The 12,580-nt window shown below is 70.5% G+C and carries 12 protein-coding genes; 1 reads left to right on the top strand and 11 read right to left on the bottom strand.

All coding sequences use genetic code 11. The annotated features are described in order from the left end of the window. Positions 1–139 precede the first annotated feature (139 nt). Positions 140–553 carry a cupin domain-containing protein gene (locus AB0M63_RS27775; RefSeq protein WP_366021345.1) on the top strand — a complete coding sequence of 138 codons (414 nt, stop codon included), beginning with the start codon at positions 140–142 and terminating at the stop codon, positions 551–553. Between the two features lie 340 nt (positions 554–893). Here AB0M63_RS27775 and AB0M63_RS27770 read toward each other — a convergent pair whose 3' ends face one another. From AB0M63_RS27770 to AB0M63_RS27720, 11 genes are all read right to left on the bottom strand, one after another. Continuing rightward, positions 894–2,219 (bottom strand): aromatic acid/H+ symport family MFS transporter, encoded by a 1,326-nt coding sequence (locus tag AB0M63_RS27770; RefSeq protein WP_366021344.1) that lies wholly within the window; start codon positions 2,217–2,219, stop codon positions 894–896. Between the two features lie 211 nt (positions 2,220–2,430). Further along, positions 2,431–3,381, bottom strand: a complete 951-nt coding sequence (locus tag AB0M63_RS27765; protein WP_355916250.1) for a catechol 2,3-dioxygenase — start codon at positions 3,379–3,381, stop codon at positions 2,431–2,433. Continuing rightward, complete coding sequence (locus AB0M63_RS27760; RefSeq protein ID WP_366021343.1) at positions 3,362–4,489, bottom strand: 4-oxalomesaconate tautomerase; 1,128 nt, start codon at positions 4,487–4,489, stop codon at positions 3,362–3,364. Before AB0M63_RS27760 ends, AB0M63_RS27765 begins: the two co-directional genes overlap by 20 nt. Next, positions 4,486–5,190: a 4-carboxy-4-hydroxy-2-oxoadipate aldolase/oxaloacetate decarboxylase gene (locus AB0M63_RS27755; RefSeq protein ID WP_366021342.1), complete on the bottom strand. Its 705-nt coding sequence runs from the start codon at positions 5,188–5,190 to the stop codon at positions 4,486–4,488. The genes AB0M63_RS27760 and AB0M63_RS27755 overlap by 4 nt, the downstream gene beginning before the upstream one ends. Before the next feature lie 2 nt (positions 5,191–5,192). Further along, positions 5,193–5,942, bottom strand: coding sequence for a PIG-L deacetylase family protein (locus AB0M63_RS27750; protein WP_366021341.1), 750 nt, complete (start codon positions 5,940–5,942; stop codon positions 5,193–5,195). Positions 5,943–6,003: 61 nt separating this feature from the next. After that, complete coding sequence (locus tag AB0M63_RS27745) at positions 6,004–6,654, bottom strand: GntR family transcriptional regulator (RefSeq protein WP_355916262.1); 651 nt, start codon at positions 6,652–6,654, stop codon at positions 6,004–6,006. A 189-nt stretch (positions 6,655–6,843) separates the two neighbouring features. After that, positions 6,844–8,715, bottom strand: a complete 1,872-nt coding sequence (locus tag AB0M63_RS27740; RefSeq protein ID WP_366021340.1) for a tannase/feruloyl esterase family alpha/beta hydrolase — start codon at positions 8,713–8,715, stop codon at positions 6,844–6,846. Between the two features lie 152 nt (positions 8,716–8,867). Continuing rightward, positions 8,868–9,707, bottom strand: coding sequence for an SDR family oxidoreductase (locus AB0M63_RS27735; RefSeq protein ID WP_355916268.1), 840 nt, complete (start codon positions 9,705–9,707; stop codon positions 8,868–8,870). Further along, positions 9,688–10,890 carry an FAD-dependent oxidoreductase gene (locus AB0M63_RS27730; RefSeq protein WP_366021339.1) on the bottom strand — a complete coding sequence of 401 codons (1,203 nt, stop codon included), beginning with the start codon at positions 10,888–10,890 and terminating at the stop codon, positions 9,688–9,690. The genes AB0M63_RS27735 and AB0M63_RS27730 overlap by 20 nt, the downstream gene beginning before the upstream one ends. After that, positions 10,887–11,084 carry a ferredoxin gene (locus AB0M63_RS27725; RefSeq protein ID WP_019069916.1) on the bottom strand — a complete coding sequence of 66 codons (198 nt, stop codon included), beginning with the start codon at positions 11,082–11,084 and terminating at the stop codon, positions 10,887–10,889. Before AB0M63_RS27725 ends, AB0M63_RS27730 begins: the two co-directional genes overlap by 4 nt. A 55-nt stretch (positions 11,085–11,139) precedes the next feature. Then, positions 11,140–12,381 (bottom strand): cytochrome P450, encoded by a 1,242-nt coding sequence (locus tag AB0M63_RS27720; RefSeq protein ID WP_366021338.1) that lies wholly within the window; start codon positions 12,379–12,381, stop codon positions 11,140–11,142. Between the last annotated feature and the right edge of the window lie 199 nt (positions 12,382–12,580).

Genomic DNA, 12,580 nt, shown 5'->3' with positions numbered 1-12,580 from the left:
TGCCGACGCTACAGGCGGGTCAGGAAAGCTCACCCCTCTGGAAATGCAAGGTAAAGCTGCACGCCAGAGGGCACCCATTCGCCCGTGCGCGGCCTAACGTCGTTCGACGCAGAAGTGTGTAAGTGGAAAGGAAACCCGGATGACCACGATCATCAAGGTCGCGTCCGTGCCCGCTCTCGACCGGGGCGGTGCCGTCGTGTCGACGCCCCTCGTGACGACGCCTTCGGCGGGCGGGGAGAACCTGATCACCAGTGGGATGAGCGTGTATCCGGTCGGCTGCGGGGCTCCGTTGCACTCGCACAACTGCGACGAGCACGTGACCATCCTGGAGGGCCAGGCGGAGGTCTGGGTCGACGGCGAGGTGACGAAGCTGGAGCAGTACGACACCACGTACGTCCCCTCACCGATCCCCCACCTGTTCCGGAACATCGGCGACACCCCGCTGCGCATCCTGTGGGTGTACTCGTCCGGCTACGTGACCCGGACGTTCACCGAGACGGGCAAGACGGTGGAGCACCTGTCGGCGGAGGACCAGATGGGCTCGGACGACTAGAGGAGCCGAACGGCGACGAGGAGGCCTGCGCCCATTCGGGCGGCAGGCTCTTCGGCATGTCCGCGTGTCCGCGCGCGCTGGCCCGGGCGGCGGCTTGGGCGCCGGTGCGGGCCGGGTTCTCGGCAGTCGGCAGTCGGCAGTCGGCAGTCGGCAGTCGGCAGTCGGCCCCAGCGTCGCCGTCGTCGACTCCAGCTCCGGCAGGGCCGGTTCGGCCACCACCTCCGCGCAGACTCCGGTCCCCTGCGCAGGCCACCGCAGGGCCACGCGCGCAAGCCGACGCCGGCCCCCGCATCCCCTGCGGTGGCCGGCGTCCGGGCCTGTCCGGTGTGTGCCCTGGCCGTCAGTGGCTGCCGACCAGCTCCTGCGGGGTGTCAGCCTGGGTCGACTGCTTCGAGGTGCGCAGGGCCGCGATGCCGATGAAGACCATCGACGACAGACCGGCGATGGCGAAGGACGTGAAGCCCCAGTCGCCGTTGCCCGAGGCGAGCAGTTGGCCGCCGAGCCAGGGGCCGAAGACGGCGCCGAAGCGGCCCATGCCGGAGGTCCAGCCGACCGAGGTGGCGCGGTTGTCCGGGGTGGAGCGGATGGAGACCGTCGCGTAGATCATCGTCTGGGCGCTGTTGAGGAAGACGCCGGTGAGGAAGACGACGAGCATCGTCACGGTCTGGTCCATGTGGACGCCGAGCAGGAAGACGCCGACGGCGGTCAGCGCGAACCAGATCGCCGAGATGCGCGGGGCCCCGAAGCGGTCGGCGGCGCGGCCGGCCGCGAGCATGCCCACGATGCCGCCGAGGTTGAAGACGACCACGAAGGTCAGGGCGTCGGCCAGCGCGTAGCCCTCGGCGCGCATCAGGGTGGGCAGCCAGGTGGCGACGCCGTAGACGAGGAGCAGTCCGCCGAAGGAGGCCAGCCAGTACAGCAGGGTCTGGAGCCACTCGCCGCCGCGGAAGAGGTTGAGCAGGGCGTCCCAGCGGTCGGCCGCCGTCTTCTTGCCGGTGGCGGCGGGGAGTTCGACCTCGTAGCGCTCGGCGAGGGCGTGGGCCTCGTCGGTGCGGCCCTTGGCGACCAGGAAGCTCAGCGACTCGGGCAGGAACTTCAGGAGCACCGGGACGAAGAGCAGCGGGACGACGCAGACCCAGAACGCGGCGCGCCAGCCGACCGGGTCCACCAGCCACTTGGCGACGTAGGCGGAGAGGATGCCGCCGGCGTGGTGGGCGGTCATCAGCATGCCGATGGTGATGGCGGTACGGCCGCGCGGGGCGTAGTCGGAGACCATGCTGATCGCGGTGGGCAGCAGACCGCCGAGGCCGACGCCGGCGAGGGTGCGGCCGAGGCCGAAGACCTCGACGCTGCCGGAGACCGCGCAGATGCCGGAGGCGAGCGAGAAGAGCGTCACGCAGGCGATCATCAGGTGCTTGCGGCCGATCCGGTCCGCGACCGTGCCCGCGGTGAGGGCGCCCACGAGCATGCCGAAGGTGGCGTAGCTGCCGAGGTCTCCGGCCTGGTCCGCGGTGAGACCGAAGGTCTTCGTCTCCAACAGGTGCGGCAGCACCGAGCCGTAGATGAACATGTCGAGGCCGTCGAAGAGCACGGCCAGCCAGCACAGACCGATGACCAGCAGGGCCAGTCTGCTGCCGCGGGCGGACAGGGTCGGGGAGGAGGACATCTTTGTTTCCTCTCGTCCAGGAGGGGATTCCTGGAGGGGATCAGTGATCGGGTCGACGCGGCTCTGGCGGCTGACCCGGTGTGGTGCGCTAGACGCTAGGAGTCCGTTTCCAGAGTGTCAACGGTTTTGTTAACAATCTCAGCAACAATCCAGATACACAGGGGGTGTACGGCACATGTATCTGTGCCGTACACCCCCTGAGCAGCGTGTTTCAGGCGACGGGCGGGGTGCCGTGGGTGTGGAAGGACGCGATGGTCTTCAGTCCCCAGGCCTGCCCCTTCTTCCGCTCCTCCTCGGTCCAGGTGATCAGCGGCCAGTCGGGCGCCAGGACGAGTCGGGTGAGCGGGTTGCACAGCTCGATGCGGTTGCCGCCGGGCTCGTAGACGTAGAGGAAGAACGTCTGCTGGATGGCGTGCTTGTGCGGGCCCGTCTCGATGAACACACCGGTGTCGATGGCGAGATCGGCCGCGCGCAGGATGTCCTCGCGGGTGTCGGTCGCGAAGGCGATGTGGTGCAGCCGCCCGGTCGAGCCGGTCCAGTCCTCGGTGTAGACGACGTCGTACGACTTGTTCGTGTACGTCAGCCAACGCGCCGCGATGCGGCCCGAGTCGAGCCGGATCTGCTCGGTCGGCCGGGCGCCGAGTACCTGTTCCTGGAACTCCGCGCTGGCGAGCACGTCGGCCGCGAGGAAGTTGATGTGGTCCAGGCGCCGTACGCCGACGCCCCGGTTGGGCTTGGCCTGCGGCTGGTTCTTGAGCGCCGGTTTCAGCTCGTCGGGGGCCCGGTAGTGCTCGCTCTCCCAGTAGAGGGCGTGCTCGTGGCCGTCCGGGTCGGTGGTGACGTAGAGCTTGCCGATGCCGGGTTCGTCCTCGACCCACCTGCCGGTGCCGCCCGCCTCCTCGACCGCCTTGATACGGCGCTGGAGGGCCTCCTCGCTGGAGGTGCGCAGGGCGAGCCGGCCGAGGCCGGGCTGTTCGCGGGCGGTGAGGACCAGGCTGTGGTGCTCGTAGTCGTCGTAGGTGCGCAGATAGACGGTGTCGCCGTCCTGCCCGTTGACGGTCAGCCCGAGGTAGTCGGTGAAGAAGGCGACACTGGCGTCCAGGTCCGGGGTGAAGAGCTGGGCGTGGCCGATATGGGCGATGTCACCGAGCGGCGGAGCCATCGTTGCCTCCTAGGGGTCGTGCGGGTGTGGGGGCGGTGCCGGCGGACCGGGGGAACACGGTGCCGTCGAAGATCTTGCGGGCGGTGCGCACCACGGCGGTTCTGCGGACCACGGGAGCGGCCTCGCCGGATGCGGGGGCCACGCTAGTTTCGATGTCTAGGAATCCGCTGGGATGCTCGATGCGAATTCGGTCACTTCCGGACGGAAGCTCCGCGATGTCCTCCCCCACCCCGCCGGGCAGGAGCAGTCCCGCCGCCACGCTCGCGGCGCCCAGGACCCCGATCGAGGTGTGGCAGCGCACGGGGATGAAGGTTCGGGTCATCACGGCGCCGCCGTCCGTGGGCGGTGCCAGCAGGGTGAGCTTGGGCACGGTGGTGGACTCGACGTCCCCGAGACCCATCAGCTTGCCTGCCTCCAGGCGGATCTCCCGGAGCCGGTCGGCGAGAGCGAGGTTCTCTTCCAGGTCCTTGGGGCTCTCGTAACCGGTGACGCCCAGCGCGGCGGCCGGGACGAGGACCACCGGCATGCCGTTGTCGACGCAGGTCACCTCGGTGCCGGCGATCACGTCCCGGATGCGGCCGGTCGGCAGCAACGGGCTGCTGCCCTGCGGGAACTCGATCACCACCGGCGCCGCGGTGCCGGGCACGCCGGAGATCTCCGCGGAGCCGGTGTAGTCGACCCGCCCGCCCGGGGTGGGGAAGCGCGCGATGGCGAGTTCCCCGGTGTTGAGCATGCGGATACGGACGGAGGTCTCGCCGTCACCGGGGGCCACGATCCCCCGCTCGACGGCGAACGGGCCTATTCCGGCGAGGATGTTGCCGCAGTTCTGCCGGTCGGTGACCTCGGGGCGGTCGACGGCGACCTGGAGGAACAGGTAGTCGACGTCGGCCTCGGGGTCGTCCGAGACGGAGACCACGCCGACCTTGCTGGTGAGCGGGTGGGCGCCGCCCAGGCCGTCGATCTGGCGCGGGTCGGGGCTGCCCATGACACGCAGCAGCAGGTCGTCGCGCTCGGCGGGGTCGGCGGGGAGGTCCTCGGCCAGGAAGTAGGCGCCCTTGGAGGTGCCGCCGCGCATCAGCATGCAGCGCACTTCCGCGGGCCCGGTCACGACCCGTCTCCGGTGTACTCCTCGTACGTCCGGTACTCGACGCCGAGCTGCTTGAGGGTGTCGCGCAACCCGTAGCGGTCCAGGCCGAGTTGGCCGTCGATGAAGGCGGCGCGGGTGGCGGCCTCCTTGGCCTCGCGGGCCTCGGACCTCTGGGCGGTCTCGCGGGCCTTCTCGCGCGGTACGACCACCACGCCGTCGTCGTCGGCGACGATCACGTCACCGGGGCGGACGACCTGGCCGTCGATGGCGACGGGCACGTTGACCGAGCCGCCGGTGGCCTTGACGGTGCCCTGCGAGGAGACGGCTCGGGACCAGGCGGCGAAGCCCATGTCGCGCAGTTCCTGGGTGTCGCGGATGCCGGTGTTCAGGACGACGCCGCGCACCCCGCGCTGCTGGAGCGCGGTGGCGAAGAGTTCGCCGAACAGGCCGTCCGTGCACGGGGAGGTGGTGGTGACGACGAGGATGTCACCCTCGCCGCACTGCTCCACGGCCGCATGGATCATGAGGTTGTCGCCGGGCCAGCTGAGCACGGTGACCGCGGTGCCCGCGACCCGGACTCCCTGCTGGACAGGGCGGATTGCCGGACCGAGCAGACCGGTGCGGCCCATGGCCTCGCTGACGGTGGCCACGCCGAAGGCGGCCAGCGCCTCGACGTCCGCGGCGTCGGCCTTCGGGGGGTTGGTGACGATCACACCGCCCATGGTTATGCCAGCTCCTTCGCGATCTGCGGGTACGGGCGCATGTACGCCTCGGCCATCGTCGTGTGGGCCAGGCCGAGATTCGGGCCGGCGTTGCGCTTGAGCTGGACGCCTCGGCGGACGGCCAGGTCGGTGTAGTAGTCCCACAGGTGCTGCTGGGCGCCGAGGCACTCCATCGCCTTGCGCTTGGTCTCCCACACCTCGGTGATGTCGAGCAGGACCTCGGGCTTGAAGCCGCTCATCTCGGGCTGGTGCGGCTCGAAGTAGAAGACCGGCGGGGCGCCGATGATCTCGCCCTCACCGGGGTAGCCGATGGCCTGTGCCAGGACACGGGCCTCCAGCGCCATGCGGTTGGCGGCCGGGTGGTCGCCGTTGTACGGGTCCTCGGTGGGGTGGGTGAGCACGACGTCCGGCTGGGTGGCGCGGTAGACCTCGACGAGTCGGTCGGTCAGCTCGGCGGTGGCGACCAGGGGGTAGTCGCCGGCGTCGAAGAAGCGGACCTCGGCGCCGAGGGTGGCCGCCGCGCGCTCGGCCTCGTCCCGCCGGATCGCCTTGATCTCGTCGAGTTGCTTCCCCTCGCGCCAGGCCTTGGCGGACTCGCCGCGCTCGCCGAAGGTCAGACAGGCGATGGTGACCTGCTCGCCGCGGGCGGCGGCGAGCGCGATGGCGCCGCCCGCCCGCCACACGAAGTCCCCGGCGTGCGCCGTGACGACGAGTGTCGATCGTGGGGTGGCGGGCGCGGTGCCGTGCGTCATTGCTCGAATCTCCTTGGTGGACAGGTGTGCGCCCGCCCCGGGTGCGCCGATGCGCCGCGCCTCAGATGCGCAACGCCTCGATCACACTGGCGAGATGGGCGCGGACGGCCGTCTCGGCCGCCTGCGGGTCCCTGGCCGTGATCGTCTCGATCATTGCCAGATGCTCGTTCAGGGACTGCTGTGGACGCCCCGGCCGCAGCGCCAACTGGAAGCGGTGCCGGACCAGTTGGGCGTTGAGCCGCTCCAGCAGGGCCACGGCGGTCTGCTGGCCGGAGAACTCCCGGACCTTGTCGTGCAGTTCGTGGTTCAGCTCGGAGTACGTCACCGGCTCGCCGTCGGCCACGGCCTTGGTCATGGCCCTGCCGAGGTCCGCCAGTTCGGCCAGTTGGTCGTCGCTGGCCGCGACGGCCGCCTTGGCCGCGCACAGTCCCTCCAGGACCATGCGGCACTCCGTGATGGCGACCGCTTCCTCCACGGTCACCACCCGCACCCGCGAGCCGCGGTTGCGGATCCGTTCGACCAGTCCTTCGGCCGCCAGATCGATCAGCGCCGCGCGGATGCTGGCCCGCGTCACATCGAGCTGCTCGGCGAGTTCGTTCTCCACCAACCGCTGCGCCGGTGCCATCTCGCCGTGCAGGATCGCCTGCCGCAACTGCGTGAGCGCATGTTGCTTGGCCTGCTCCCCGGTGCTCGGACGGGCTTCTTTCGGCATCGTTGCCCTCCCTGAGTGAGTGCCTGTCGAACCTAAATCTAGCCAAACAAGATTGTCAACAATTTTGTCCGCCGTATTGCAGGCAGGGCCTCCGCCCATACTTACCTCAGACATGCCGCCGCCCGCCCATGGACCGGCCATGGACGGACGATGAACCACGTTCTCCTACGGCTTCTTCTACGGCTTCCGCTACGGCCTGTGCCGACTGCACCTCATCGACCTGCCGTCCTTCGTCTCGCACCACTCCTGGTAGCCGGAGGTGAAGGTTCCGGCCCACTTGTAGTGGTCGTCGGGCAGTCGGTCGGGCGTGTAGGCGCGGTAGTTGGCCGCGTCGTGCTTGTCGCCCGAGCCGTCGTAGGCGACCAGTTGCGGGTAGGGGTAGACGGGCCGTGTGTACTCGACGGTGGGCGCGCTGCTGCTCGCGGAGGCCTTGCCGCTCCGGGCGTCGCCGCCGAGCTGCCCCCCGGCCGGTCCCCCGGGCCGGCTCCCGCCGCTGGTCTTGGACGCGATCACGGCACCCGGCGTCCTCCCGGTCTCCCGCCAGTCGATCAGTTCGGTGAGCAGATCGAAGCTGTCGGGGCCGTCACCGCCCCCGCAGTGGTTCACGCCCGGGAAGAGGTACAGGCGGTAGAAGTCGTCGACCTCGTCCTGCCCCATCGTGTCGATCATGGCCTGGCGGTAGGCCCGGGTGCCGGTGGGCGGGATGTTGGGGTCGGTCAGTCCGTGCCACTGGATGAGCCTGCCGCCGGCCTCGTGGAACTCGGTGAGATCGGGGTCGGTGGCGTCGTAGATCCCGGAGACCTCCCGCTGGTAGGCCTTGAAGGTGTCCACGGTGAACAGCGACGGGTCGAGCTTCAGCGTCGGGTCGGCCTCCCACGTGCCGACCCAGCGCAGGAACCCGAGGCCGATCCCGTACAACTGGACCGAACTCTGTCCCTGCCCGGCCTTGGGGACGAACAGTCCCTCCCAGGCGGTCTCGGAGCCGTAGGGCTGGCCGCCGGTGTAGAGATGGGTGCCGTCCGGGGCGGTCACACCCGCGTACGCCTTCCGTACGACGTCGACCTGCTCGGCGGTGAGACAGCTCGAACTGTCCTTGTTGTCGGCGCACTTGAGGCCGGCCGGGTCGAAGGCGCAGGTCGCCGGGTCCTGGATGAGGTCGTTGTTGAGCCTGGGGTCGGCGCACTTGGCGAGGACGGCCTTGTGCAGCATGGCGAGCTTCGAGGCGGGCAGGATCGTCGAGCCGTCCGCGCGGAAGTCGATGGTGGAGAGGTACGCCTCCTGCATCGCGTTGAGCGCGGTCTGGTTGAAGGCCGGGGCGCCGACCAGGGCGGCGCTGAAGTCGCGGGGGTAGCGCTGCACCTCCATCAGCGTCTCGCGCCCGCCGTCCGAGCAGCCGTCGTAGTACGAGTACGTCGGCTCGGCGCCGTAGAACGCCTTGGTGATCGCCTTGGCTGCGGTGGCGAAGGCGTGCTCGGAGCGGTAGCCGAAGTCGACCTTGAGCTGGGGGTTCGTCGCCCAGACCTCCGCTCCCCCGCCGCTCATGCCCGAGGTGGAGACGTGTCCCTGGTTGTCCTGGCCGAGGGCGAAGGAGCCGTCGGTGACGGGGGCGCAGCCGGTCGAGGCCGCCGGTTGGCTGACACCGACCATGCCGCAGTAGCCGCCGCAGCCCTCCTGGAGGTAGCGCTGCCGGTACGTCTGTGTCGGGAGCCGCAGTTCGAACTGGATCTGCGGGGCGATGGTGCCCTTGACGTCGCAGTACTCGTACGCGTTCGCGTCGCCCTTGGCCACCACGGTCGCCGAGGTGATCGACGTGGCCGCGTCGTCGAGGGTGCCGAAGTCCTTCTGGAGCAGGCCGGCGCAGGAGATCTTCGGTTTGGTGACCGGCAGGTTCTTCCCGACGGAACCGCCGACGGACACCTTCGTGACGCTCGCGCCGGCGTCGGCGTCCGCCGAGAACGTGTCGGGCAGCAGCGCGAGACCGCCGACCAGGGCCGCCGCGACGACGGCCACCAGGAGGACGATCCTCGTCCGTTTCGACGAGCGGGCATGACCAGGGCTCATGGCCTCAGCGTCGAATGGGCCCCTGGCGGAGGCCACCGCCGTGGGCCATCGGGGTGAGCGGCGGGTGCGGACCGTCCTTCCACCGCGCGAGCCGTACGGCGATGGGCTCGCCCTCGCGCACCGGGCGGTGGACGGTCCGGACCGCCGCCCCGTCAATGCCGCATGTGCCGGCGGACCCACGCCGCCTGTCCACCGTCGACGAGCAGATCCGTGCCGGTGATGAACTGCGCCTCGGGGCCGGTGAGGAAGGCCACCGCGTCGGCGATCTCGCCGGGTGTTCCGGTGCGGCCCGCTCCGCAATCGTCCAGCATCTTGAGCATGTGCCCGCCGTGCGGGGACTCGGCCTCCGCCTTGGACATCGCGGTGGAGATGACGCCGGGGCTGACGGTGTTGATTCGGGCGCCGCGCAGGTTCCAGGCGAGTGCGGCGGCCTCCACGCGCACGTGGTTGGCGCGCTTGGCGACCATGTAGGCGCGCAGCGGGTCGTCGCCCACGGCGGTGACGGCGGCCAGGGTGAGCAGTTCCTCGGCCGGGGCCGTCGCCAGGGCGGCCTCGTCCTCGGGGCTCAGGGAGGCGTAGTGGCCGGCCATGCTGGACACGGCGACCAGCGAGGTGCCGCGACCGGCCACCGCCTCGAAGGCGTCGATCACATGGACGGTGCCGAGCAGGTCGACCTCCAGGATCGTCCGCGCCGACGCGATCGAGGCGGAGACCCCGGCCGTGTGCACCACGGCGACGACCCTGCCCTCGCCGGCCGCGGTCCGGGCGAGCTTCTCCACCGCCGTACGGTCGGAGATGTCGGTGAGGACACCGTGCACCGCATGGCCCTCGGCGCGCAACGCGGCCACGGTGCGGTCGAGTTGGCCGCGCGATGCATCGGCGAGGAACAACGTGCGCCCACCGCCGAGGCGACGGGCGATCGCCGTTCCCATGCCACCCGCGCCGGTGACCACGACGACGTCACGGGGTGCGTCAGGCAGGGGCTGCGCCATGAGCGGCCTCCTTCGGGGACGTGGACACGGTGTCCCGCCAGGTCGCTCCGGTGGCGATGGCCTGGCGCCAGGTGCGGATCGCCTTGGGGGGCATGCCGACGGCGAGGGCGCCGGTGAGGCGGTCTCCGGTGCGGTAGGCGGCTACGAATCGGCGCTCGGCCAAGTCGCCCTCCACGACGGTGACTTCGTCGTGGCCGCGCAGATAGCCGTGTGCCTGGATCTTCATGTCGTACTGGTCGGACCAGAAGTACGGCACGGGTGAGAACGGCTTGCGCGCACCGGTGGCGGCGAGGAGGTTGCGGGCGGCGGCCATGCCCTGCTCGGCCGCGTTGGTGCGGTGCTCGATGCGCATCGAGGTGCCGAAGAGCGGGTTGTACCAGCGGGCGACGTCACCGGCCGCGTACACGTTCCGCGCGGCCTCGCAGTACTCGTCGCACACCACGCCGTCGCCCACCGGCAGCCCGCTGTCCGCGAGCCACTCGGTGTTCGGCAGGGAGCCGATCGCGACGAGCACCTCGTCGGCCTCGATCTCCTCGCCGTCCCCGAGCCGTACGCCCTCGTCGGTCACCTCGGTGACGGAGACGTCGGTGCGGAGGTTGACGCCGTGGTCCACGTGAGCCTGGGCCAGCACCTTTCCGACCTGTTCGCCGACCGCGTGTGCCAGGGGCACGCGGGCCGGTTCCAGCAGGGTCACCCGGGCACCCAGACGCCAGGCCACGGCGGCGGCCTCGGCGCCGAGGAACCCGGCGCCGACCACGACCAACCGCCGCCCCGGCGCGAGCCGTTCGCGCAGCATGAGGGCGTCGTCGAGGGTGCGCAGGACGTGCGCGCCCTCGCCGGGCAGCCGCCGGGGGCGCACCCCGGTGGCGATGACGAGCCCGTCGTACGGCACCTGCGCGCCGTCCGAGAGCGACACCTCCTGCGCGGCGAGGTCGAGTGCGGTCGCGGCGACGCCGAGACGGAGGTCGAGGTCGTGCCCGGCCAGCTCGGCCGGGCCGCGCAGGGCGACCCGGTCCGGCTCCCACTCGGCGGCGAGGACCTGCTTGGACAGCGGCGGCCGGTCGTAGGGCGGACGCGGTTCGTCGCCCACGAGGGTGAGCCTGCCGGTGTAGCCCTCGCGGCGGAGCGTCTCGGCCGCCGCGAGTCCGGCGGCCGAGGCGCCGACGACGACGATCCGGTTCACCGCTCCACCAGTCGGATTGCCGCGGCCGGGCAGACCGCCACGGCTTCCCGTACGTCGTCGACGAGTTCGGCGCCGGGGTGCTCCTCCAGGAGGATCGCCACACCGTCCTCGTCACGCTGGTCGAAGACGTCGGGGGCGGCGACCACGCACTGCCCGGAGGCGACGCATTTCGGTTCGTCGAGTTCGACCTTCATGGCTGTGTCCTTTGCTCTCGGTCGGAGTTCGTTGACGTTCGTCGATGAGGAGGTGTCACCAGGTGACGGGCAGGCAGGCCACGCCGTAGGTCGTCCCTGTGCGGTCGAAGGCCAGGTGCTCGATCGGGGCGGCCAGGCGCAGGGTGGGGATGCGGCGGTAGAGGGTGCCGTAGACGACCTGGAGTTCGAGGCGGGCGAGGTTCTGGCCGAGGCACTGGTGGGGGCCGTAGCCGAATGCCTGGTGCTGGCGGGCGGAGCGGGTGATGTCCAGGCGGTCGGCCGCGGGGAACACCTCGGGGTCCCAGTTCGCGGCGGGCAGGTCGAAGATCAGGCCCTCGCCGGCCCGGATCGTGACGCCGCCGATCTCGATGTCGGCCTTGGCGACCCGGCGGAGCCCGATCTGCACGATGGTCAGGAAGCGCAGCAGTTCGTCCACCGCGCCGGCGATCACCTTCGGGTCGTCCGTGTCGCGCACCAGGGCGAGTTGATCGGGGGCCTGGAGCAGGGCGAGGGTGCCGAGGCTGATCATCGTGGCGGTGGTCTCGTGCCCGGCGATGAGCATGGCGACGCCCATGTGGACGGCCTCCAGGCGGGTCATCTCACCGGTCTTCACCCGCCCCGCCATCTCGGACACCACGCCCTCGCCCGGGTTCTCCAGCTTCTCCCCGATGAGCCGGTCCAGATAGCCGCTGAGCGCGGTGCTCGCCTCGCGGGCCTCCTCGGGTGACGCGGCGGTGTCGAGGGCGAGGCTGCTGTTGCGCTGGAAGAAGTCGTGGTCCTCGTACGGCACTCCGAGCAGTTCGGCGATGACCAGCGAGGGCACGGGCAGGGCGAGCGCGGTGAGCAGGTCGGCGGGGTTGGGGCCGGCCAGCATGTCGTCGATCAGCTCGTCGACGATCTTCTGGACGGGGGCCCGCATGGTCTCGATCCGCTTGACGAGGAACGGCGCGTTGACCGTCCGGCGCAGCCGGGTGTGCTCGGGGGCGTCGGTGTTGGTGATCAGCCGCGGGATGTGCGGGGAGATCTCGGCGCGGTGCGCGTTGACGTGGGGGAAGCCGGGTTCCAGGTCGTCGTCGCTGACGCGGGGGTCGGTGAGCAGGGCGCGCTGGTCGGCGTGACGGGTGATCAGCCAGGGCGTGCTGCCGTCCCAGATACGGACCTTGCTGATCGGTTTCCCCTCGCGCACCCCGTGCACGGCCGGCGGCGGGGCGAGGGGGCAGCGCGCGTCGCGCTGCATCGGATACTCGGGGACCGCCGCGGCCGTGTCGGGCGCGGTACCGGTCAGGGTGTCGGCCATGTCTCTCCTCGGTGTGGGGGGCTCCGCGTGGGGCGGGGCGCCGGGGTACTGGGAACGAGGCCTCGATGAGCACATGCAAACAGAGCGGCCTGACACCTTCCGGTCAGTTTCCTGACATCAACCTGACGTGATCCAGATCACGCTTAGGCGCTGTTGCCATGGACCGGACAGAGATGTCAGGGAGGGTGAACTCAGGTGA

It is taken from the genome of Streptomyces sp. NPDC051576 (assembly GCF_040681835.1).
Taxonomy (GTDB): Bacteria; Actinomycetota; Actinomycetes; order Streptomycetales; family Streptomycetaceae; genus Streptomyces.
Note: the sequence above shows the minus strand (reverse complement) of the source record. Positions and strands in the feature narration are given on the sequence as shown.